At 54.8% G+C, this 23,604-nt stretch carries 20 protein-coding genes; 9 read left to right on the top strand and 11 right to left on the bottom strand.

Annotation, left to right across the window (positions count from 1 at the left end):
• Positions 1–489 precede the first annotated feature (489 nt).
• Entirely contained in the window at positions 490–1,182 is a 693-nt protein-coding gene (locus tag OLTU_RS18545; protein ID WP_141734255.1) for a response regulator transcription factor, read from the top strand.
• On the opposite strand, the gene OLTU_RS18550 is transcribed toward OLTU_RS18545, so the two are convergent.
• The 10 genes from OLTU_RS18550 to OLTU_RS18595 form a co-directional block, all read right to left on the bottom strand.
• Positions 1,165–3,078 carry a sensor histidine kinase gene (locus OLTU_RS18550; RefSeq protein WP_141734256.1) on the bottom strand — a complete coding sequence of 638 codons (1,914 nt, stop codon included), beginning with the start codon at positions 3,076–3,078 and terminating at the stop codon, positions 1,165–1,167. The two genes, OLTU_RS18545 and OLTU_RS18550, sit on opposite strands and share 18 nt — an antisense overlap.
• Positions 3,079–3,216: 138 nt before the next feature.
• On the bottom strand, positions 3,217–4,503 hold the full coding sequence (locus tag OLTU_RS18555) for a 7TM diverse intracellular signaling domain-containing protein (protein WP_176736750.1): 1,287 nt from the start codon (positions 4,501–4,503) through the stop codon (positions 3,217–3,219).
• A gap of 19 nt (positions 4,504–4,522) precedes the next feature.
• On the bottom strand, positions 4,523–5,008 hold the full coding sequence (locus tag OLTU_RS18560) for a chemotaxis protein CheX (protein WP_141734258.1): 486 nt from the start codon (positions 5,006–5,008) through the stop codon (positions 4,523–4,525).
• A 2-nt stretch (positions 5,009–5,010) separates the two neighbouring features.
• Entirely contained in the window at positions 5,011–5,400 is a 390-nt protein-coding gene (locus tag OLTU_RS18565) for a response regulator (protein WP_141734259.1), read from the bottom strand.
• Positions 5,401–5,895 carry a chemotaxis protein CheD gene (locus OLTU_RS18570; RefSeq protein WP_141734260.1) on the bottom strand — a complete coding sequence of 165 codons (495 nt, stop codon included), beginning with the start codon at positions 5,893–5,895 and terminating at the stop codon, positions 5,401–5,403.
• On the bottom strand, positions 5,892–6,773 hold the full coding sequence (locus tag OLTU_RS18575; RefSeq protein ID WP_218110121.1) for a CheR family methyltransferase: 882 nt from the start codon (positions 6,771–6,773) through the stop codon (positions 5,892–5,894). Before OLTU_RS18575 ends, OLTU_RS18570 begins: the two co-directional genes overlap by 4 nt.
• Positions 6,774–6,783: 10 nt before the next feature.
• Positions 6,784–7,308 (bottom strand): chemotaxis protein CheW, encoded by a 525-nt coding sequence (locus OLTU_RS18580; protein ID WP_218110122.1) that lies wholly within the window; start codon positions 7,306–7,308, stop codon positions 6,784–6,786.
• Positions 7,309–7,334: 26 nt separating this feature from the next.
• Positions 7,335–9,593, bottom strand: coding sequence for a chemotaxis protein CheA (locus OLTU_RS18585; protein WP_141734262.1), 2,259 nt, complete (start codon positions 9,591–9,593; stop codon positions 7,335–7,337).
• Between the two features lie 23 nt (positions 9,594–9,616).
• A complete protein-coding gene (locus OLTU_RS18590) occupies positions 9,617–11,515 on the bottom strand; it encodes a HAMP domain-containing methyl-accepting chemotaxis protein (protein WP_141734263.1) in 1,899 nt (632 codons plus the stop codon).
• A gap of 3 nt (positions 11,516–11,518) precedes the next feature.
• Positions 11,519–11,950, bottom strand: coding sequence for a response regulator (locus OLTU_RS18595; protein ID WP_141734264.1), 432 nt, complete (start codon positions 11,948–11,950; stop codon positions 11,519–11,521).
• Between the two features lie 353 nt (positions 11,951–12,303).
• Here OLTU_RS18595 and OLTU_RS18600 point away from each other — a divergent pair, with 353 nt between their 5' ends.
• The 8 genes from OLTU_RS18600 (at position 12,304) to ilvA (ending at position 22,822) form a co-directional block, all read left to right on the top strand.
• Positions 12,304–12,978: an OmpA family protein gene (locus tag OLTU_RS18600; protein WP_218110123.1), complete on the top strand. Its 675-nt coding sequence runs from the start codon at positions 12,304–12,306 to the stop codon at positions 12,976–12,978.
• Positions 12,979–13,124: 146 nt separating this feature from the next.
• Complete coding sequence (locus OLTU_RS18605) at positions 13,125–14,192, top strand: alpha/beta fold hydrolase (RefSeq protein ID WP_141734266.1); 1,068 nt, start codon at positions 13,125–13,127, stop codon at positions 14,190–14,192.
• A gap of 188 nt (positions 14,193–14,380) precedes the next feature.
• The gene (locus OLTU_RS18610; RefSeq protein WP_141734267.1) at positions 14,381–14,791 is read left to right on the top strand and encodes a hypothetical protein; all 411 of its coding nucleotides are present in this window, start codon (positions 14,381–14,383) and stop codon (positions 14,789–14,791) included.
• Between the two features lie 142 nt (positions 14,792–14,933).
• On the top strand, positions 14,934–15,977 hold the full coding sequence (locus OLTU_RS18615; RefSeq protein ID WP_141734268.1) for a hypothetical protein: 1,044 nt from the start codon (positions 14,934–14,936) through the stop codon (positions 15,975–15,977).
• A 233-nt stretch (positions 15,978–16,210) separates the two neighbouring features.
• A complete protein-coding gene (locus OLTU_RS18620; RefSeq protein ID WP_176736752.1) occupies positions 16,211–17,878 on the top strand; it encodes an aminotransferase class I/II-fold pyridoxal phosphate-dependent enzyme in 1,668 nt (555 codons plus the stop codon).
• Between the two features lie 9 nt (positions 17,879–17,887).
• Positions 17,888–19,783: a sensor histidine kinase gene (locus tag OLTU_RS18625; protein ID WP_141734270.1), complete on the top strand. Its 1,896-nt coding sequence runs from the start codon at positions 17,888–17,890 to the stop codon at positions 19,781–19,783.
• On the top strand, positions 19,771–21,141 hold the full coding sequence (locus OLTU_RS18630; protein WP_141734271.1) for a response regulator: 1,371 nt from the start codon (positions 19,771–19,773) through the stop codon (positions 21,139–21,141). Before OLTU_RS18625 ends, OLTU_RS18630 begins: the two co-directional genes overlap by 13 nt.
• 172 nt (positions 21,142–21,313) lie before the next feature.
• Positions 21,314–22,822 (top strand): threonine ammonia-lyase, biosynthetic, encoded by a 1,509-nt coding sequence (gene ilvA / locus OLTU_RS18635; protein WP_141734272.1) that lies wholly within the window; start codon positions 21,314–21,316, stop codon positions 22,820–22,822.
• On the opposite strand, the gene OLTU_RS18640 is transcribed toward ilvA, so the two are convergent.
• Positions 22,804–23,589, bottom strand: coding sequence for a substrate-binding periplasmic protein (locus OLTU_RS18640; RefSeq protein ID WP_176736753.1), 786 nt, complete (start codon positions 23,587–23,589; stop codon positions 22,804–22,806). The genes ilvA and OLTU_RS18640 overlap by 19 nt on opposite strands.
• Positions 23,590–23,604 lie beyond the last annotated feature (15 nt).

Consider the following 23,604-nt stretch of genomic DNA (forward strand, 5'->3'; position numbering starts at 1 on the left):
GGCCACCTGCAATTCAATTTTGGGCCTCATCATGTTAAAGTCCAGCTTTTGGCTTTCTAAGTTAATTTTAATTTAGCCCCTGCTATATTTTTAATTTTGAAACCATGGACTCTGCTGTCACAATTTTTTTTGCTGTAGTGTGGATCATACAGTGGAACAGAAATCAGAGTTAACACACGCATTTCAAGCGTTGCGAATTTCCTTCACCTGCTCGTGCGGCGAATGTTCAGCAAGCATTTTTATCTATTTCTGCTGCACTTTGATTTGAATCTGTATATCATTATTTTTGCGGATATCCGCAACTGTTAAAAAGTCAATGAAATGACATAATTCACTCACGCATAGTCATGATCGGCAAACCAGATGCTCAACCTCATTTCATGTGGAATGTGTGCTTGGCAGAACTCTGGTTTGCTCTTTCATGAAGGGATCTGAGATAGAATTTTTTTCTTTACCCTGTTGGCATCAATCTGAATCGTGGAGCATACAATGACCCTACTCAAAGACCCTGTAGTCGTCAAAATCATAGAAGACGACGAGCTGGTGCAAAGCGCCCTTAGCGAAATATTGAAGCAACAGGGGTATCGTGTTGAGTCTTTTACTTCGATCGCTGAATTCCAGCAAAACGACGTTCCGCAAGAACGAACGATTTATCTGATCGACGTGCGTCTCGGCGTTCACAACGGCATGGATCTTGTGGACTCCATTCTGCGTCGCAATCCTTTGGAAGTCGTTCTTGTCACCACCTCATTCGGCGGTTTCGAAACCGGGGCTGAAGCGATCAAGCATGGCGCTTTCGATGTTCTGGAAAAGCCTTTCGCCAACGATACCTTTCTGCGCAAAATTGAGCTGGCCACTCAGGAACTCGACAAACGCGCACAGGATCAGAAAAATTTCAGCCTGTACGAAGAGACGATGAACAAGCTGAGTTTTGGTGAGAAGAAAGTCTTCGAATATCTGCTGAAAGGCACAGCCAATAAAGTCATCGCCTCGGAGCTGAATGTCAGCCTGCGCACGATCGAGCTGCGTCGGGCCAAGCTGCTGAAGTCCTTTGGCGTAGGCTCGTTGGCCGAGCTGGTCAGTCTGCACTGCATGGTGGCGAAAGCTGCACCCCCCTATCTGCAGCAGCAGGGAGGCGCCCCTGATTTTTTTCAGGAATCGCCGCTAAAGGGAGTGATGTAGCGGCAAAGAAACGGTGATACGCAGGCCCAGTTCCTGTCCTGATTCCGAGACAGTGGACGGGCCTATGTCGAGCTGTCCGTTCAAGAGTTCAGAACACATTTGCAGGATGCTTAAACCAAAACTTCCTGCACCTGTGAGCTGCTCGTTGAATCCCTTCCCCACATTCAGCGTAAAAATTTCCACGCGCTTTTCCTTCGAAATTCCCGGCCCGTTGTCCACCAGATCGAAAATCAAACGTCGATTGATGCAACGCACCCGAATTTGAATCAGGCCATTCTGTGGCGTGAATTTGATCGAATTCGAGAGGACATTGCCGATGATGTTGTGAACCAGGATGGTGGGGTCTGTATGGACCAGGATATCCTCACGCAGCTCGTTCACAACGTCCAGGCGAATACCCCGAGCCTGGCAGAGCGGCTGAAAAATCTGCAGGACCTCGTCAAGAATCTGCGACACATGAACCGGCTGAATCTGCATCTTCTGACCGAGTTGCATTTGTCTTACCGCTTCCTTGGCATGCCTAATGATACGCGTCTGCGTATGAATGGCCTCCAGGGCCTTCTCCAGCTCTTTTTCCGGCAGCGCTGCGTTCTTCACTTTGTGCAAAGCCATGTTGCAATAAAGGGAAATGGCCTGAAGCGGATTGGCAATATCATGAGAAATAATTTTCAGCAGAAGATTGAGTCGTTCATTCATGCTGTGATTGCGCTGACTCCGCAGCATCTCGCTATAAGCCCGGCGCGAACGGATGAACATCACATAACTGATGATCATAACCTGCATGATGTGACCAACGGCTGGCGCATAGAATGCATTCGGACTGATCGGCACGATGTTCATTTGGGAAAGCCGCACATAGATCACCGTGAAGGCGATGAGCAGGATGGACGACGTATAGAGCCAGGCGAGTTCAAGCCCATGCAGCATGGCGTTCACACCGGCGCTGCAGGCCAGCACCATGAATAGGATGGAGCTGACATTCTGCAAGGCAAAACCCGTGTGACCTGTCGACGGACTGAGTCGCAATACGAGGGTGAGGACCGCCAGCCAGCAGACTCCGATCAGTGCCTTATCGAGGCCTGGTGACAGCTGCCGCGTATTCAGAAGGGGGCGCATAAAAAGAGAGCCGGAGACGAGCACCAGCATGCCCCCCACATAGGCCATATATTTTTGAACCTCCCACATTCCCAGCATGCGCACCCAGATCCCATAAAACGACAGGGAACTGAGCATCAAACTCGCGCAATAGGCGGAGTACCAAAGAAAGGTACGATCCCGGTAGGCGACCGCCTGCATGAGGTTGGCCACCGCAGTCAGAAATAGAATCCCCAGGTAAATGCCCACAAAAAAGGTGCTCATCACCTCCCAGTTGATAAACTGCTGGCGCGTTCCAACATGAAAGCCCTGAATCAAGGCTTCATAGCCGGTATCCACTTTCAAATAGATCGTCAGAGTCGAAGCCCTGGGCACGGCGAACGTGGAATAACTGCTGCGACCAATGATCGCGTAGTTCGTCTCCTCTTGATCCTGAGGGTAGCTTTTGTGTTCCACGAAGACACCCTCGTGGAAATAGTAGAAATCAATGGAACGCGCCGTGAAATTATTCGGCAGGTACAGGACCCGATTCAGATCCGTGTCGCTCGCATTCTGCAGCACCAGTCGCAGCCACACCGTTTCAAAAGCCTGTGCGATGACGCGACCGCTCGTGACAGGCTCCCCCTGCATCGCAGCGAGTCGAGCCAGAACTTCGTCATCGCTTCCGCTTTGTTCGGGAAAGAACTCTATAACCGGGACGGTCTGTCGCTCCGTCTCGGGTTCCAGGTTAAGGACGGAGGCTTGGGACATCCCGGCTGCGCCAAAGGCAGCAAGAAGGATCAGGACGAATTTCAAAATCATGCAAGTTTCCAAATTGGAATTTTTCGAAAGGATTAAAAGCCCCCGGCATTAGTGGTAACTGTTTTTTCGCGAAGAGAAAAGGGGTCGAATTCAGGTCTTTTTGTAAACACTTTGCTCGTTTGAACTTTTGCCGAAAAATTACGGTGAGCCGCAAGGATTATGCGCCTGAATTTTCGCATAAGGAAAAGCACCGTAGCCAGGGCCGAGCTGAAGCTGCAGGAAAAGCCATATGGCATAGCCATAGGCTGAGGCATGCAAGGGCAAGTCATCGATCATACGCCCGGAGACCAGGATTTCCAGCAGCAGGCCGCCGGCAGCAAGACCCAACCCGAAGGCATGCAGACCGATTTGGGGCCTGCTTTTGCCCCTGGACTGACTCAGACCATAAAGAAACAGCAGCATCAGGCACCCACCCAGAAGCGGAAGGAAGCCGGTAAAATCGGTCCAAAATTGAACCGGAGTCAGAAGCTGGACGAGGAGAACACTGAGGACAGCTCCGTCGAGCACGCGCTCCATCCAAGGAATAGGATGGCTGCCGCGCAGAACATGGCGCAGGCTTTTCCAGGAAAAATAAGGGACGAGATAAACAGCGGCATGCATTCCAAGATTTTCAAAATGCCATATCCAGCGGGATATCCCAGCTGTGGTTTGCATCGCATGAAACTGTGCGGCCAGGCGCAGGCCGAGGACCAGAGCCCCGAGGGACACGTAGAGCGCGCTTTTCTCCTGCCGCCTCCAGACAAGACCCGCCCCATACGCACTCATCAAAAGCAGAACAGCGAGAAGAAAAGCATGGGATCGGAGCTGCCCGGTGCGGAGCGCCTCAAATTCAACCCGGCGTCCGAGGTGCGGGGGCTGCCAGACACCGGATCGGCTGTGATGCTGGCTGCTCACCTGCAGCATGATCACCAGCTCAGGACAGGCGGGCAGCGAAGCGAGTTCCTGTAGATTTTGGATGGCAAGCGATGCAGCCCGCGGCGTACTGCTTGGAATACTGGCGCCCACCTGCCCCAAATTCAAGGTGAGCGAGCGGCGTGGTTGCTGGCGGCAGAACACCTGGCTTTTGGCACTGCTATAGTAAAGGCCGTGAAGCAGAGCCATGTCCGCAAGATTTTGCGGGCGAGCCAAACGCAGGATATAGGTTCCGTAACGGGGAGCCGCAGCCTCCTCATGCAGGAGCGCGTTGCCTGGCAGAACGTCGACGTCCTGATGATCATGATCCAGAATATTTTCGAATTCGTGAGGTTCAACAAAACGTCCTGGCATATAGAGCCAGGTGCCGTCGAGTTTCAGTGGGCGGCTTTGATCCCAGTGGCTGAGATCGAAGCGTCCCGGACCCGGTGCTGCATAAAGCAGGCCCGATACCCAAGAGCATAGACTGATAAGCAGGCGGAACGCCCAAAGGTCGCGGGTTGTGCTATGCATTCCATCCACTCGATACGGCTCATGCGGCTTGAGCCCTATTGAATTCCAGTTCGAGTTCCACATGCCCTTCATTCACGGCATAAGCCTGGCGAACAAGGACACCGGAAGGTCCCGGCTGCACCTTTTCCACAAAGACGGTTTGCGGAATACCCAAATCGAAAGAGCTATAGGTATCGACGAGATGAGCCAGGATCCGACCGCCAATGGTATTGACGAGCTCGGAAAGGCCATCGTGCACCCATTCCTCTTCCATTTGATCGCTGCAGCCCAGCATGGATCCGACAAGGCTTATCGCCATATCGCGGCTGATCATGAGGCGGATAAAGCCGGCATAAGGCCGTTTCACTTCCACCGTGGTCATGTAATACGGGGCCCCGCGAGCCGGGCAGCTTTCCGCCGGAATCGGCGTGGCCTCGGAATAGGTCAGCGTTTCCAGAGTGTCCTGAACCGCTTCGTTGATCGCATTCAGACTTTCCACCACAAGGCTGGCTCGTTCAATTCCCATGCTTACATACCCAACTGTGTTTTAAGGGTCGCCAAGGTCTCGGCTACCAGTGGCAAATGCACCGGTTTGGCCAGGATCGCCGCTACATTCAAAGGTTTCAGCTCGGCTTCACGGGCCGCGCTTTGCGTGGACGTGATCACCACGACCGGAATATGTTTCAAGATTTCGCTGGCTCGCATATCCCGCAGCATGGAAATCCCATCCTTCACCGGCATATTGATGTCGGTGATGACCAGCGACAGATTCGGCTGACTCTTCATCAGCGCCAAAGCCTCTTCGCCCTGGCTGGCCTCCAGAAACTCGCAGTCCGCAAATCCGGCGATTTCAAAGCATTGCCTGATAAACATGCGGGCCGTCCTGGAGTCATCAATGATCAGTATGCGCTTCTCCATTTATATCTCCCAAAGACCTTTGGTCGGACTCGTGATGACGATATGTCCGGATTCCTGATGCACCTCCACGGTACGACTGAAATCACCGCCGACGTCCTCGGCAATGGCCGCGAGCTTCGCCTGCCATAGATGTTTTTTCAGAGCAAGCACGTTACGCTTGCCAATGTTGAAGACGCCGTCCACATCCATAATGCTGGATCCTCCAACCAGTTTCACAATAAAACCCTGCCCGCGCGGATCACAGCCGAGTCGGGCCATGCGGCTCAGCAGGGCGGCAACTGCGGTATCCGCAAAATAACCCGGCAGAGCCAGAGCCTTGACGGCATCCGTACTGGACTCCGGTAATGCAACATGCGCCATGCCTATGGCCTTGCGTTTGGGATCCATCATGATCAGGGCCACACAGGAGCCCAGCGCCATGGTTTTCAAGGTTGCGCCCGATTCCGCCGTGCCATCCAAATTGCCTATCCCCAGCATAATCGGTTTTGTGCTCATGCTGGCCTCCTTTGATAGACCGCAGGCACCAGGTTTTTAAAGGGCGTGCTGCCGGAATTGATCGCTTCCGAATGCCCAAGGAACAGGTATCCACCGGGTTCCAGGCAGTTATACAGCCGCTGCAAAAGATTCATTCGTGTGTTGGCATCAAAGTAAATCATCACATTCCGACAGAAAATGATTTGAAATGGTTTAAAGGGAAAGACCTGATTCATCAGATTGAAACGCCGAAACATGATTTCATTGCGGACCCGCTCGATGATTTGATAATTGCCATCCGCCTGCAGTCGAAAAAAACTTTGCACATAGTCGCCCGGCACATCCTGAACCCGTTCCCCGGAATAAGATCCCTGGGCGGCCTGATACAGGACCTTGGTCGAAATATCCGTCGCCAGGAGGCCGGCGTCGAGCATCGCATACTGCATGCCCAAACTTTTCATCACACACATTTGAATGGTGTAGGCTTCCTCACCACTCGAACAGGCCGCACACCAGATCCTGAGATCCCGCCGCTGCTGCTTCTGCAGACGCTCCAGGACATCGGGCAGGGCTTTTTGTTGAAGGTATTGGAAATGGTTGTTTTCCCGAAAGAATGCCGTGTGATTCGTCGCGATCTGATTGACCAGTTCGGACAAAAGGGTGCCTGTGCGATCCTGTTGAAGCATCGCCAGATACTCGGAAAAATCGTTGATCTGACGGCGATGCAGCGTGGACTGCAGACGTCCCAGCACGAGACCGCGCTTCTCCTCGCCCAGACAGATCCCAAAATTCTCGTACACCAGCCGCGCGATGGCACGGAATTCATTGTCCGTCAGGCGCAAGGAGCCCATGCCGAGCGTCTCGGCTGTCTCCGCAAGCTGTCCGATGTTATCCGTCAAACATCGCTCCCTAGGCTGCCGTCATTTGGGCGAGAGCTTCCGCTTCCGCACCATAAAGCAACTTGCTCACATCCAGAATAATCCGGACTTCGTCTCCGACCTTGCCGATGCCTTTGATGTAGCGGGCGCTCTCGTTATACGCGACCCGGGGTGGCTCGCAGACATTCTCCTCGGAGATGCTCGTCACTTCATTGACCGAGTCCACCACGAGGCCGATCGGATGCTCATCATAGTTCACCACGATCACGCAGGTTCTTTCGTTATACTCCTGAGGAGGCATGCGAAAGCGGGTGCGGATATCCATCACCGGGATCACCTGCCCACGCAGGTTGATGACGCCCTTGATGAAGTCCGGCATTTCGGGCACGGCGGCGATTTTCTGAATGCCGACGATTTCCGTCACATACTGGATTTCAATGCCGTAGTCCTCTTCATGCACCCGAAAGGCCAAATAACGGCCTTTCATGCTATCCTCTTCATCCTCATCCCAGTCATCATCCAGATGTTCACGTTCACTGGTTTTTTTAGTGACCACAGGTCCTCCCTTCCTTTGCTTGAGGTTTAGGCCGCTTCCTTGTCCATCAGGGCCTGATACGCCTGGCCCAGGCATTCACTCATGCCGCCCACATCCAAAATAAGACTCACTTCGCCTGTCCCGAGTATGGTGCAGCCACTGATGGCGCGGGATCGTTTGTAGGTCGTGGGCAGCGCTTTAATCACGGTTTGCTGCTGCCCCAGGATTTCATCCACGTGCAAGGCCAGCGTCTGCTGATTGGCTTCCACGAGGACCACCAGTCCATCCTCCGGCAACGGCGGAATATCCTTCTCGCCGAAAAGCTGGGCCAGCTGCACGATCGGAATAAAGTTGGACCGCACCTCCACCATTTTCGACCCATCCGGACCCATGGTGACCCGATCGGGGTTCAGAATGATGGACTCCTGGATCAGAAGAAGCGGTACGGTATACTTCGTCTCTCCCACGCGCACGAGCATCCCATCGATGATGGCGAGCGTGAGCGGGATTTCAAAAATAATGGACGAACCCTGACCCGGATGCGATTCAATGCGCACGCGGCCTTTGATCTTCTCAATATTCTTGCGCACCACGTCCATGCCCACACCGCGACCGGAGATATCGGTCACCTGATCCGCGGTGGAGAAGCCGGGTTCGAAGATATAATTAAAGACTTCGGCATCGGTGAGGGTGGCTTCGCGTTCGATGCCGGGCAGGTTGCGTTCCCGCGCCCGCTTCAGAATTTTGTCACGGCGCAGGCCGCCGCCATCATCCTTGATGATGATCCAAATTTCACTTTCCTCATGCCGGGCTTCCAGCGTAATGGTACCGACCTCGTCCTTGCCGGCCTGCCTGCGGGCTTCCGGCATCTCAAGGCCGTGATCGATGGCATTGCGCACACAATGCACCAAGGGATCGGCGATCTGCTCGATCACCGTTTTATCCACTTCCGTATCCTCACCCTTCAGCACCAGACGGGCCTTCTTGCCCATTTTCTGGGTCGTATCGTGCACGAGGCGGGTCATCTTGCGGAAGGTTTGCGCGACCGGCACCATGCGCACGGACATCGAGATGTCCTGCAGATCGAGGGTCGTGCGGCGCAGATGATGAAAGGCGCGTTCCAGCTGTTCGTTTTCGATGCCGGCATCCGCAAGGCTGCCACTAACCATGGCTTCGGCGATGACGAGTTCACCCACGAGGTTGATCAGAGCATCCAATTTTTTCAGATCAACCCGAATGTCATTGCGTACGGGATTGAGCTGGGGCGCCTGGCTTTCCAGGGGAGAGGGTTTGAGGCGCCTCGTGTCAAGGGCCGGGCTGGGACTGCCTTTTTTCTCGAGCCCGGGTAACGCGGCTTCCATGTACTTCAGCAGCGCGTCACGATCCTCGACGGAATCATCACCGCTCTGTCCGACCCGGAAGAGTGTGCTTTTGATGGCATCCACGGTGCGCAGAAGACATTCGGTGGCCGCGGACGTGATGAGCTGCGGATGGATCTTCAGCCGTTCCAGATGGCCTTCCAGGGCATGAGCAACATCCGAGAGATCGCGAAAGCCCATGAACCCACAGTTACCTTTGAAACTGTGAATCCGGCGGAAGGCTTCCTCAACCTGTTCCATCTGCTCTGCGCCTTTGGTATTGGCCAGAGCCAGAAGGCTGGCCTCCACCTTCTGCAGCGTTTCATCCGATTCCTGCAGGAAGGAATTGCGCATGGCATCGGTGATGCGAAAGGCCGGAGGCGGCAGGGTCGCTTGGGGAGCGGACGCTGCAGGGGCGGCTGGTGCCGCCGGAGCCTCGGGTGCAGCATCCTCTTCAAACACGAAGAATCCCGACGAAACTTCCTTCATGGCCGGCATGGAGCCATCCTGGTCGCGATCGATCAGGGCCTCTTCGAGTTTCATCATCAGGTCCATGACGTCACCCTGCGATTCGGGGTCCATGTCCACCCTGGTCTTTTGGATTTGGCCCAAAAGGATGCGAAAAAGATCGATCGCCTGCTGGCAGAGTTGCAGCCGAAGCGCATCCAGCTTGATGGTGCGCTTGCGGATGGCATCCAAAAGGTTTTCCGCCTTATGGGCCAGCGCCGCGATGTTTTTGAACCCAAAGGACCCCGCGCTGCCTTTCACCGTATGAATCAGGCGAAAGATGGTGTTCATCAGCGTTTCACGAGTCGCTTCCGGCGTGTCCGGATTATTGGTAGCATCAGCCAGGGCGATCAGCTGAAGCTCCAGTTCATCGAGAAAGTCGCTGCTTTCCGCGATGAAGGTTTCAACCAGTTCTTCAGATGCGAGATATTCTCGATCCACAGAGGGACTCCCTTAAGCAGGCCTTAGGCCCGATACTTGCCAAAATCCTGATCATCCAAAGCCACCGGCTTGTTCCCCTGTTCGGTCGCGGTGTTCGAGCCCATGGGCTGACCGCGTCCCCAGTCCGCAGAGGGAGCGGCATTGTTATTGCGCATCGAGATTACGCGCGCCTGATTCTGGGATCCATTCATGCGATCAAAATTGAAGCGGTCATCTCCCAGTCGGAAATAGGCGAGACTGCGTTTCAGCTCCTGGGATTGACCGGCCAGCTCTTCCGCGGCTGACGCCGTTTCCTCGGCACTCGCTGTGGTGGTTTGGGTGACCTTGTTGATTTGATTGATACCGGATGCGATCTGACTGATGGCCGAGGCCTGCTCGCGGCTCGCATCAGCGATCATTTTCACCGTGGAAGCGACTTCCAAGGAACCTTCCATAATATCCTTGAAGGAATCCGCTGTCTTGCGGGCTTCTTCCAGACCGCCTTCCACTTTGCGTGAGGAGGATTCGATCAGTTCCGTCGTTTCCTTGGCGGCTTTCGCGCTGCGACCGGCGAGGTTACGGACTTCATCCGCCACCACCGCAAAGCCTTTGCCATGGCGTCCGGCGCGGGCGGCTTCGACCGCGGCATTCAAAGCCAAAAGGTTGGTCTGGAAGGCGATATCGTCAATAACCTTGATGATCTTGGAAATTTCCATGCTCGATTGATTGATGTCGTTCATGGCCTTCAGGGTGACTTCGATCTGCCGGTTGCCCTGTTCAGCGGATTTCTGGGCGCGTTGCGCGGTTTCACTGGCGTTGGTGGCCGAGTCGGCGTTGTTTTTGATTTTGGCGCTGATTTCGGTCACGGAGCTGGAGATTTCTTCCACAGCTGCGGCCTGTTCGGTGGCACCCTGCGACAGACTCTGGCTGGCGCTGGACACCTGATCAGAACCGGCGGACACCTGATTGGCAGCGAGATTGGAACGGGTGATCACTTCCCGCAGAACATTGGTCATGGTTTGGAAGGACTTGCCGAGGCGATCGCGGTCGGAAAGCAGGACGATTTCCTTGGTCAAGTCACCGGCTGCAATTGCTTCCGCTTGGTTGGCTTTATCGTTGAGGCCTTTGACCATGATGCGGATATCCTGATAGACGCCGTAATTGATGTGAGTATTGAGTTGCAGGTCCGTATCACCTGTGGAGATGGTCTTGACGACGTCTGAAATTTCAGAAGGATCGGCACCGAGCAGACGCAGAGTGGATTGCGCAATGCGGTAACCAATAAAGACGGAAGCACCCAAGGCACCCAGAGCCACCAGGATCATGGCCACGCGGAAACTCTGCACCAGTTTCTCGGCATCGCCTGCATAATCCTTGGCCTGCTTAACGCTGAAGTCAGTCAAGGCGACCATGGTCACAGTATTGTCATCATAAGGTTTGGATGTTTCGTCCTGCCGACTGATAATATTGTCACGTAACTCACGATAAACGTCAGGATTTTTTTCGCGTGACCCGTCACGAATCATCTCGAGTTTTCTAGCCCATAAGGGCTCAACCTGTTTTTGTAACCGGTCCCAGTCGCCAAGCTGCTGCTTCAATGTTTTGAGGAGAGCCAAGGCTGTGGGGTCATCCTCCATAGCTTCATAGGCTGCAAGGGAACTATTCATATCTTTGTAATACTTCGCATATTCATCCAATAGCTTCTGCATCTCACTAAAAGTCAGATCGCTTTGCATCATACCCCGGGCCATAGAGCGGACTTCGGTTTGGGCTTGGTTGGCTCGCCATACCAGGTCCACCGAGGGGACGCTATTGCTCTGCAGAAAATTCAGTGCGTCGACAGCCTTGCTCATGGCGAAGATACCCAGCAAGCCCACAATCAAGGAGAATACGGCTGTCACGATAAAGCTCACCAAAAGCTTTTGTTTCAAATGCATGGTCATAGGTCAGGCCTCCATCTTCCGACGTGCAAATTTTTTAATGGTTTCATTACAGCGATCCAGATGCACGCGCGCATCCATGAGCGCCTCTTCAATAGCTTCCTGTGTGACCGGCTTGCGAATCACAATGCGTGCTCCCAGATCGAAGCAACGATCGGCAATCACCATGTTTTCAGCTCCGGTGATGACATAGGCCTGAATGCCCTGTTTCAAGGCCATACAGTGGCGCAGGACATCATCACCAAACATGCCGGGCATGTGGATGTCCACCAGCACGATGGGAATCCGTTCGAACCGGATGACCTCCAGGGCCTCTTTCGGTGCCTCAAAACTATAGGGTTTGACCCAGGGGAATCGTTCGCAGAATCGCTCAAGAACTTTACGATGGAAGTGGTCATCATCAAGTATGGCGACCTTATACGGCAAGGATGCGATCATGGAAAAGAACTCCAGAATGTCCAGCGCGAAAATCTAAGTCAATGTTCGGTGGACGCCCTGGCGACTTGAACAGTAGGCCCGCGAATTCTTATGACTTCTTCCAAAGAATTGAGTAAGCGGCTGGAATGAATTTCGTATTTTTCCCAGGTTTCGCCCCAGGTCCGCGCTCCCGGCTCAATACCCCACGAAACTTCCGCCTAATATGCAGATGGGCCCTGTAAATGGCGCTGACATTGATCATCCAAGTTGTGGAAATTACAATGAATTCACCCGTTTTAAGCGCAGACCTGAAGTTAGTACACAAAAATACCGATAACGCACGAAAGGCTCCAGTAAGCGAAAGGCAGGATTTTATGATGACTCGAATAATGCGGTTTGGGTTGCATGCGGCGCTGCTCCTATCCTTGCTGCCAGCATGTACGACGACAGAGGAATCCAATTCAGAAGACATACTCGCCGTGGATGATCTGGATGCCTCAGCCCAGGCGCCCACGGACGTGATCCCCGAGGATCAGACCACCGGAGATTATCAACCGATCACGGATTATCAGCCGATCGCTGCCGATGATCCGGAAAAAGCGGCCCTGGTTCAGGAAGCCGAACAGGTTCTGCAGTCCGTCGACGAGGATGTCGTGGACTACGCGATTGCCGATTACAAGAGCTTCGATCCTTCGGGAATCGTGGTGCACTTTGAGTTTGATGACGCGCGGCTATCCGAAGCCACCATTGCAGCTTTGGATAAGATCGTGGCGGGCATGAAAAAGGATCCCCTGGCCCGTGTTACCGTTCGCGGTCATGCGGATAAGCAGGGTGCGGAGAACTATAATAAATCCTTGAGTGCCCGTCGGGCGAAAGCCATCGAGGATTATTTAATCCAGCACGGTATTGAGAAAGACCGTCTGAATCCGATACCCATGGGGGAATCGGATCCGGTGGAGGAAGGTAATACCATCGCCGTCTTCAAGAAGAACCGGCGCGGTGACTTTAACATCAACTACGGGCCCTCAGCGTTTGGGACGCTTCCGTAAGTGGTCGTTCCCCGGCTTTCGGAACGCAACGTAAGTGGGTCGTTCCCCGGCTTTCGGAACGCAACGTAAGTGGGTCGTTCCCCGGCTTTTGGAACGCAACGTAAGTTGGTCGTTCCCCGGCTTTTGGAACCCAAGTCAGGTGAAAAATGCAGAATTGGTTGGGGTTGTTGTTCATCATCTTTGCACTCACGTCTGGGTCCCTTCCGGCTACAGATCGTGAACCGCAATATTCCACCTGGGCCGCGCAGGAACTGTTTCCCTGGTTTCAAAGCCAGCCGGATCAGTTCCTGACGTCCAAGGTGCCTTCCGCCCAGCCCGTGCAACTCCGCTATAAATCCTTTTTGATCGATGCAGCCCGGCCGCAGGTCGTGATTGTGCACGGCTATGGCGAGCGCATCGAAAAGCTCATGGAGATCGCCTTCGATTTCCATCAGGCCGATTATAACGTCTACCTATATGACCAGCGCGGTTACGGCCGTTCGACCCGGATCAATCCCGAGGGCAAGGATTCCATCTATGTGGATGAGTTTGTTCATTACAAGAAGGACCTCGAACAATTTTTGACCGAAGTCGTCGGAGCCTCCCATTCGAAGCCGACCTTTTTGTTTGCACACTCGATGGGTGGCCTCGTGAGTGCGCTTCTGATGCACGATCGCCCCGATCTGATCGCGGGCGCGGTGCTATCGGCTCCGATGTTTTCGATCCAGCTGAATGGAGTGCCGCGCCGTATGGCTTTGCTGCTGGCGGACGTGGCATCGGCTCTGGGCTTTGGTTCCAGCTATGCCTTTGGTCAGGTCGGTCCACGCCAACCGGAATTCAATGATCACACGGGAACCGGATCGCGTCCCCGCTGGCAGGCTTATGCTGATTTTTATAGCAGTCCCGAAGAGTGGCCCTACGCGCTGGGCGGCGCATCCTTTCACTGGCTCGGTGAGGCGGTCCGGCAGTCAATCCTTGTTGATGACGAAGCCTGGGCGTCTCAGTTGAAAACACCTGTGCTGCTTTTTCAAGCCGAGAACGACACCTTTGTCTCCGCCGAGGGTCAGGACGCCTTCTGTTCCCGGGCTCCGCGCTGTCGCAAGGTTTTTGTACCCGGCACGCGCCATGAGATCTATCGCGAGCAGGATGCACCTCGGGCCGCCTATCTGAAAGAGATCTGGAAGTTTCTTGATGAACAATTGAACAACACCACAGCTGCCGCCACCACCCACTGAATCATGGCCGAAATCCGGCCACACGCACGGCTCGTTCCGGACAGGAATGGGCCATTTTGCGTCATAATGGCTCGAAAATCCTCCTTTAACACGTCAAAACCACTCGAATCGCAGCGGAACGCTTTCTGCAAAATAGGGTACGCCGCTCACAACGAACGGCATTTCTCTACGCACAAGGAGTTCGCATCATGTCTGGCCTCGCATCTGAATTACTTCCCCATTGTCGGTTGTCTCTCGAGGACAAGGATCTGGAAGGAATGAACCTTGCGATTGTCTCCCAGGCACCGAACGGTGCTGCTGCGTTTCGGGGATTGTACGAACTGCATAAAAGTTTGTATCGGTATATGTCCTTCGGCTACATCATGAGACGGACCGGTATCTCTTCGAAGGGTTACCTCTCGCACGTCATGAATGGTGATCGCCGCTTGAACGCCCGCTATCATGATGCGCTCTGCGAACTCTTTAAACTGAACGATGAGTCCAGTGACCTGCTTCGAGCCATCTGGCTGCGGGACGAACTCCGCCTGCGTGATCGTCGCGCAGCACAGAACGCAGCTCAATACCAACGTGCGACCCCGGAGCTAAGCCAGGCCATCTGATGGGAAGGATCCGGCCTCGCTGAGGCCCTGCCCTTAATTTGTATTCTCTGTCGTCACGGCTCTGAACCCTGCGGGTTCAGGGCTTTTTTCATTCCCTGTTTTCTGCAATACTGAAATGGTTCCATCAGCAAAAGGAAAAGCCATGCAAAGGATGCTCTGGTTCCTGGCGGCACTCGTTGGCTTTCTGGCAACTCACCCGGCGACCGCTGCCGTCCTGCGGAAAAAATCAGGACGCGCCATCATCATGGGTCTTTCCCGCGTCGAGCTGGAAAACACCGGTGTCGGGCAGTATATCCTGATCGAGAACTTCGAAAAAAATCAATGGACCGGACTGATCAAAAAAATCTACCGCGTGAATCGCGCGCGCATCATGCTGATCGATGACGATTCCGAGGAAATGGAAGTCGGTGAAACCTTCCGCATCAAGCCCGGGGAAGCGCCCCGTTCGGAAAACCGTCCCGTCTTTGATCCCATGGAAATTCCCCCACAGGATGATGATGGAGAGGATCTGGCTCCTGTTCCGGAAGCCAGGCCCGTGCCGCCCCCCGCCCCGAGCCTCGTGGAACGCACGGTGCAGGAGCCGAGTGAACACGATCGCCTGCTGCTCACAGCAACGGTTGTCACCCGCTATTACATCGTCCCGGCAGGCAAGCAGGAAGGAGACCTGCACGGCACGGGGACCCAGGTCCAGGGCACCTACCAGCTGCAGAAGGGACTCGGCTTTCATCTTGGTATTCGCAATGAGGATGTGGTCTACACGGGGGTGGATCAGTTTTCCGATTATGATGTTTCCGTGCTGATGTATTTCGCTGGCGTCTCCTACAGCTGGAACTTCCCGCGCTGGAGCCTGAGCAGCGGTCTGCGCTATCTGATTCAGGGCAAAGGCGATGGTTCGCTCCAGGATACCCTGGTGGACGAGAATCAGCGGCCGGTGAACCTCCTGGTCCGTGGTGTGGGGCAATTGCAGGAAACTGATTTTGTGCTATCCGCTTCCTATAACTGGGAATATGTCAGCCTTTTTGTGGAAGGAACCATCAGTTTGCAGGCTCGATATTCCACCAAATATCGCTGGCAGTACAGTGCCGAAGGCCCCAATGGCGAAGAGATTTTGCAGGAACTCCGCACGGAAAGTACCTTTCCCGTCCAGGTGGAAGGCTTCGGCATCGGCATCAGTCTTTCGCTTTAGTGCCATCCATTCAAGCAGAAACCGATGGCGCCACCCGTCCGATTCTTACCGTGACCCGGCGTGGACAGACGCCTGGTCCCCTCCTAAAAAAACCTTTTTTCCTCAATAGAGCGCCGCGCTTTCACCTGACGCTGTTTAGCGACAGAGCGCTTTGTAATTAATACCTGACTCAATTCTGCCGAGGCGGAAAGAGGGAGGCCGAGCGCAGTGAAGTCGGCCCGATGGGAGATATTATGACAAATTTAGCCAATTCCATTCGTCACACCAGGTTTCGTGTCCAGCAGGACGGGGATCTGACGCTCACGTTGCAGTCAAGCTCGGGAACCACCCAGCGACTCAAGGTGCTCAACTGTTCCCTTATGGGACTCGGTGCCACGACGGATCAAGCGCTATCCACGGATGAAGGCTTCTACGAAGGCAGCATCCTGCCACCCGCGAAGCTTTCCTGGGCTGATAAGACAGCTTATCTGGGCCGTTTGGTTTTGCGGGCGATACGCGCCGAAGACAACAGCTTTTTTTATGGTTTTCAAACCATTGATAACAAGGTGCCCATCGACGGTCCTTTGAGTCAGGTGCTGGCCATCACCGACAGTGCCTATGAATTTGAACTGGATCCCGAGAAATTCAGTCTCGCCTCCTTTCTCAGTTCCGAAAGTTCCAACGTCGATCTCTTTGCCCGCTGCCGGCAGTTTTCCTTCCTTTACAGAAAGTGGAAGGAAACACCGAAGTATCAGTATTATAGCCTGCGTCAGCCCTCCAAGGGCCCACGTGTGTTGCTCGACATGCCGCGCAAGCACGGCCGCAATGATTATCTGATGCTCTGTTCCAACGATTATCTGGGTCTGGCTTCCCATCCCAAAGTGATTGAAGCCACCAAGCTGGCCCTCGATCAATATGGATTCGGTTCGACCGGTTCCCCCATGACCACGGGCAATACCAAGATTCATGATGAACTGTCGCATGAACTCGCACGCACGTTCGGCAAGGAAAAGGCAATACTCTTTAACTCTGGCTATACGGCCAACGTTGGCATCATCACCGGACTGACGGCGGAGCAGGATTTGGTCATCGCCGATGTGCTGACGCATGCTTCCATTCAGGATGGAATGCGTATGAGTTCGGCGACAGCCCGCTTCTTCAAACACAATCAGCCGCGGCATCTGGAAAAGATGCTGATCGATGAACGGGATCAGTACGTCGGCTGCCTCATCGTCACCGAAGGCGTCTTCTCGATGGACGGTGATGTCGCGCCCATTGACAAGATCAGTGCCCTGTCGCGCAAGTACAACGGGCGTCTCATGGTGGATGAGGCGCATTCGTTTGGAGTGATTGGCCCCGGAGGCCAGGGGGCGGCAGCCCGCTCTGGTGTGCTGCCTCAGGTGGATGTCGTGATGGGAACCTTTTCCAAAATCTGTGGCGGCATCGGCGCCTTCGCTGCGGGTTCGGCCGAGATGGTCGACTGGCTTTATCACTTTGCAAGGCCGCACATCTTTTCCGTCTCGATTCCGCCCAGTACGGCGGCTGCGGCTCTGGCCGCACTCCGCATATTCATCTCGGAAAAGGAACTTGTGAACAATTTAAAAGAGAATATCAGCCATTTTGTAAGCGGTTTGAGGCACATGGGCTTTAGCATAGATCCGCATCACGAAAGTGCCGTAATTCCTGTTATCATCGGAGATGAAAAGAAACTGAGTATCATGAATGCGCACCTGCGGGATGAAGGAATCTTTGCGGTTCCGATCGTTTATCCTGCCGTCAGTCGCACCAGCTGCCGGTTCCGGTTCACTCTGATGGCTCAGCACACGCGCTCCGATTTGGATTTTGTCCTCACCACCTTGGAAGCGGCGATGCGCAAGGCCGATTTTTCACCGGACCAGGTGAATCTTCCATTGGTGGCCTAGGAGGTTTGGATGAGTTTGTCCGAGTTCGCCGTCACGGTGCTCATGAGCCTGACATCCTTATTTGGTGTCGGGCCTTTACCGTCGTCTTCGGACCCGGCGAGCCCCTGGACTGTGGACCAGCCTTGGCAGGAAAGTCAGGGCATTTACAAACTGGAAGCCAGCAGCGAAGCGGCCCCGCGGGAATGCGCGGCGAACCCCGACGGCTTCATCGAATTTCCCATGATCATTCACGGCGCCCATGAAGCCCTCCTGGATGGGAAAAAAGTCGAATTCTTTGGCGACCCCACCTTTCGCACTGTGCGCTCCTTCTATGGAACCATGCTGGTATCCTGCCAAAACCTTTTGGACGGAAAAAAACTCACCTGGCGCGCATATTCCTATAGCCAGTATTTTGCACGGGTCACCTTCTGGCCCAAGTTCAGGCCCTATTCTCCGAATATCAATTTCTTTCAGGAAACCTTGAACGCCGTGGTTTCGGGTGGGCTTTTGATGCTCGCCCTGATCAGCGGCTTTGTCTTCTGGGGTCAGGTTTCCCATCTGCTCACGCTCTCGCTGGTCGGCACGGGGGCCGCGTTTGCTGCCTATTTCATTGCCACGACCCCACTCCCGTTCAATCTGCACTTCCCCATGCTTTATCTGCATAAGCTCGCGGATTTTTCGCTGTGGATTGGAACCCTGCTCCTCTTCAATACCTTCCGCGTGATCGGCCTCGTGGGCAAAGGCCCCTTTGCGATCTACTGTGCGCATGTGGGCCTCGCGGTTCTGATCATTGCGCTCGGCACGACGGGGGATGTGATTCAATTGGGTACGACCCTGCCCTTTGGAATGTTCTTTGGGGTCATGGGCATGGGCTTTTGCAATCTTCTGCAAAGGTCCAGGGCGCAGGGAATTCACCGCACCTTTATTCTACAGATTCTCAGTCTCAGTTCCTTTATTCTGATGTCAGGCAATGATGTCCTGGTCGTGCTGGGTCTTATCCAAGGGCCGGTTCTGCTGTCGATCGGGGTGCTGGGCGGGGTCACGTTCCTGGCCTTGGATGTGCATGAACGCATCACGGAAGCCTATCGGGAACGGGACTACCTCCGTCATCATCTGGAAGATGAAGTTATTAAAAAGACCGCGGAAATTTCCGCCAAGACCGAAGCGCTGGAGGAGGCCCTCGACTCCTTGCGTCTGGCTCAGGCCGATCTGATTCAATCCTCGAAGATGGCCTCGCTCGGCATGGTGGCCGCCGGCATCGCGCACGAAATCAATAATTCCTTGAACTATGTGAACGGCGCGATCACCCCCCTGCGCCGGCTCTTTCAAAAAAGTGTCAACTTCGAATACACCGAGCAGGCCAACAAACTGATGGGGGTCATGCAGGAAGGCCTGCGTTTGACCTTTGAAATCATGAACAGTCTGCGCACCTATACCGGTCTCAATCATGCGAGCATGCGCGAACATCGCGTCATCGACCTCGTGCGTTCGACCATGGCGATCCTCAACAACCGCGTGCCGGAGGGCGTCAAGGTTGAAATCAATGTCCCGGATGATCTGGAAGTTGCCGTGAACGGTGCCTCCATCAATCAGGTGCTGGTCAACCTCGTCATCAACGCTCTCGATGCCATCGGCGATCGTGGGCTGATTCAAATCACCGCGGAAGCTGCCCAGGATGCCGTCTGCCTGAGGGTTCGCGACGATGGTCCGGGTGTGCCGCGGGATATTCGCGACAAGGTTTTCGATCCCTTCTTTACGACGAAGGATGTCGGCAAAGGCACCGGCCTCGGTTTGCATATCTCACGCAGGGAAGTGGCCCGTCACGGCGGTTCTCTGCTTTTGGATTCTGATTCGGTTCAAGGTTCGACCTTCACCATCACGCTTCCCAAACATCCTCACGGAGGTGCCTCGGCATGCAGCCCGTGATTGTCTATGTGGATGATGAAGCCAACAATCTCACCGTCTTTGAGGCGATTTGTGAGCCGGGTTGGTCCGTCCACTGTTTTGACAATCCGCTGACAGCCCTGTCGCGCCTGAAGGAACTCGATCCCTGGGTGATCATCACAGATCAAAGAATGCCGGGCATGAAGGGCGTGGAATTTCTGAGCCTCGCTGCTCAGCTGGTGCCTCTGGCCGTTCGCATGATCGTCACCGGCTATTCAGATGAGGATCTGGTGATCAGTTCGGTCACGCGCGCCCAGGTTTTCGATTACATCAAAAAACCCTGGGAACCGGAGCATCTGGAACAATCCCTGGAACGGGCCATCGCCTACTATCGCGTCAACCGCCAGAAAGAGGAAGTCCTCGCCGACCTTGCGGGCAAGCGTGAGGAACTGGAACGGCAGGCGCGCGATCTGGAAAAGGCACGGCTCGAATTGGAGCTGGCCCGTCATCGCGAATCGGAAATGCGCCGGGAGCTGGAATGCTGGGTGCCGCCCTTCGTGCTCTGGGCTCTGAAAAATCCACAACTGAAATTCCCCATCCAACGCGATATCGTTGGCATTACCTTCGATATTATCGGATCCAGCCGCATCCACGGCATGAGCATCGACGGAAAGCCCTTGCGGGCGGCTGTGATTCAGCTGTTCTCGGAATCCATCCTGCGGCACGGCGGTTTCCGGGAATCGCATTCCGGCGACTCGGCTTATGCCCATTTTGGTTTGATGGATGGCATCCACGGTTATGGGGAAGCCGCGCTGGCCGCAGCCCGTGAATTCCGGGTGGCACTGCGCGGTCTCAACAAGGTCTATCAAACCGATCTGGAATGCGGCATTGCCCTGCACGCTGCTCATGATGCTGTGGTGGACATTCACACGGTGCATCTGAAGACACCGGCCGGCGCGGTCACACAAAAATCCTTTGATACGACCTCCAACGAGATCGACCTTCTGCATCGCATTGAAAAGCTGGTGCATCGTCTGCCCGGTTCCAACATCATCATGACCGAAAGCTTTATCGAGCATCTGAGCACAAGGCCCGAGGAATTGATCTATCTGGGTTCGCGTCAGTTCACGGGCCAGGACCGGCCGGTGAAGCTTTACCTGATTCGCAGCGATATGCTGTCGGCCGAGGATCTGCGGAATTTCATTCGCGAGGAATTTCCCCTCGAACCCTTGGCTCTGCCCGAGCAGCCGCGCACAGCCGAGCGTTCTCTGACCTTGAATCAAAGAGTCAGAGCCCAATACCATCCCTGGAATGGCCCTTTGCTGCTCAAACCCGCGCGAACCAGCCGGACGATTTCCCTGCCTCTGCGCCCCCTCGTGCGCCAGCTCAAGGCCTCCTGAATCGCCGGTCTCGCCTGTCATTCTGACTTCATCAACGAAACGTACCCTGCGGTGGTCTTTCTCCCACAACGCTGTATGCTTTTGCCCGGGAAAAGCCCGGAATCACGGAAAGCGCTTCCCTTCCCCCGCCCTTCCCCATGCTAGGATGAGCCCAGTTTAACCTGAGGCTCCCATGGAACAATCGCTGTTTAACGAGATACTGAAAGCCCGCGTCTATGATGTTGCGCGACATACCGCCTTGGACTTCGCCCCCCAGCTCTCCACGCTCTGGGGCAACTCCATTTACATCAAACGCGAAGATTTGCAGCCGATTTTTTCCTTCAAAATTCGCGGCGCTTATAACCGCATGGCCGCCATTCCCAAGGATGCACGCGAGCGCGGTGTGATCTGCGCTTCGGCCGGCAATCACGGTCAGGGTGTGGCCCTGGCTGCACGTCGGCTCGGAATACCGGCCTGGGTGGTGATGCCGACCACGACGCCGGATATCAAGATTAAATCCGTGGCGCGCCTGGGAGCCGAAATTGTGCTGGCCGGGGATCACTATTCACAGGCCTATGATTACTGTTTGAAACTGATGGAACGCCTCGGGGCGCACATGATTCATCCCTTTGATGACCCCCTGGTCATCGCGGGTCAGGGCACGGTGGGCAAGGAAATTCTGGAGGACTGTCCCGAGGTCGATTATGTTTTCGTGCCCGTCGGCGGCGGCGGTCTGCTGGCCGGCCTTGCCGTTTACATCAAGACCTTGAATCCCGCCGTGAAAATTTACGGCGTCGAACCCTGCGACAGTGATGCGATGACCCGCTCGGTGGATCAGAACCAGCAGGTGGTGCTGGATCAGGTCGGTGTCTTTGCCGATGGCGTCGCCGTTCGGCAGGTGGGGCAGCACACCCTGGCCATCGCGCAAACGCTTGTGGATGGTTTTATCCGGGTCTCGACCGATGAAATCTGTTCGGCCATTGAGGATATTTACAGTGAAACGCGCACCATCGTCGAGCCAGCCGGCGCCTTGTCCTGGGCCGGCGCCCGATCCTTTCTCAAACAGAATCCGGTGAAGGATCACCATATCGTGACGATCAACTCCGGAGCCAACATGAACTTCCAACGCCTGCAGTTCGTGGCGGAACGTGCCATGACTGGCGCGGGCCGGGAATGCCTGCTCGCCATTCGCCTTGTGGAGCGACCGGGAGCCCTCAAGGAATTTTGCACGCAGATCCTGGCCGGCAAGGCGATCACGGAATTCAACTACCGGACCAACGGCACAGCGGAAGCCTATATTTTCCTTGGGCTCGCGGTGCAGGGCCTCGCGGATCAGGAGCGCCTCCTGGCCCGTCTGCGGGAGCAGGCCTATCGCGTGGAGGATCTCACTGAAAATGAACTGGCCAAGGAACATGTCCGGCACATGGTGGGAGGCCGAGCACCTCAGGCTTTGGAAGAGGAACTTTATAGTTTTGTCTTTCCGGAAAGACCACGGGCGCTGGCGGATTTTCTCGCCGTAATCAGCGATCGCTGGAATATCTCACTTTTCCACTATCGATCCCACGGCGCGGATTATGGCCGTGTGCTGATTGCCTTTGAAGTTCGCCGGGATGAGCGCGCGGAATTTGAAAGCCATCTGCAGCGGATCAGTTATCCCTTCAAGCGGGAGACGGATAACCCGGCCTATCGGCTTTTGCTCTGAGCAGGGAGCGTCGGTGTGGGATCCGGGCTGGCCGCTTGCGGTATTGGCTCCTGCCTTAGGCGGTCAAAGGTTCCATCGCGTTTCATCTTTTGCAAGGCACTTCGCCATTTCAGGACCTCCCCTTCGGGGACGCCTTTGGAGGCTGCGAGATAAAGCGGCCAGAGTTCCAGTTGAACGCCGGCATGCAAATCCTTCAAATCATAACCGGCACGAACATAGGCAGTTTCGGCAACGCTCCGGGCTGTCAGCCACCCGTCCACGCGGTTGGCATTCAGAAGACGCGCACAGGAATGGGCGTTCGTGACAGGTTCCATCCGGGTTACACCATGTTTCTTTGCGAGTTCCTCGGCGGCCGATCCGCGCAAGAGGCAGATTCGCAGCGACTTGATCCGCTCCTTATCCTGCACAGCGGCCATATGGTTCTGCAGGCTGTAGATCACAAACTGGTCGATCAGAAGGGGTTCAATCCATTGATAGATGTGTTCACGCTCGGGTGTGCGCGCGACGGGAATAAAAAAAATGGGAAGGTCTTTCCTGGTTCCGATCAGGACGCGTTTCCACGGGACAACTTCCACCTTGGTCTTATAGCCCATGCGTTCGACCAAAGCTTGAAAGATGCGATAGAGACTCCCAAGCGCCTCCTGCTTCTCATCCAGATAGGAATAAGGGGGGATTTCACCCGCCCAAAAATGATAGGGATGGGTTTGCGCCTGACTCGCGCGCGCCAGGAAAAAAAACAAACTGAATGTCCAGGCTGGACGCATCATTCCTTCAGCAACCCC

Origin of the sequence: Oligoflexus tunisiensis (assembly GCF_001748245.1) — a bacterium.
GTDB classification, from domain to species: domain Bacteria; phylum Bdellovibrionota_B; class Oligoflexia; order Oligoflexales; family Oligoflexaceae; genus Oligoflexus; species Oligoflexus tunisiensis.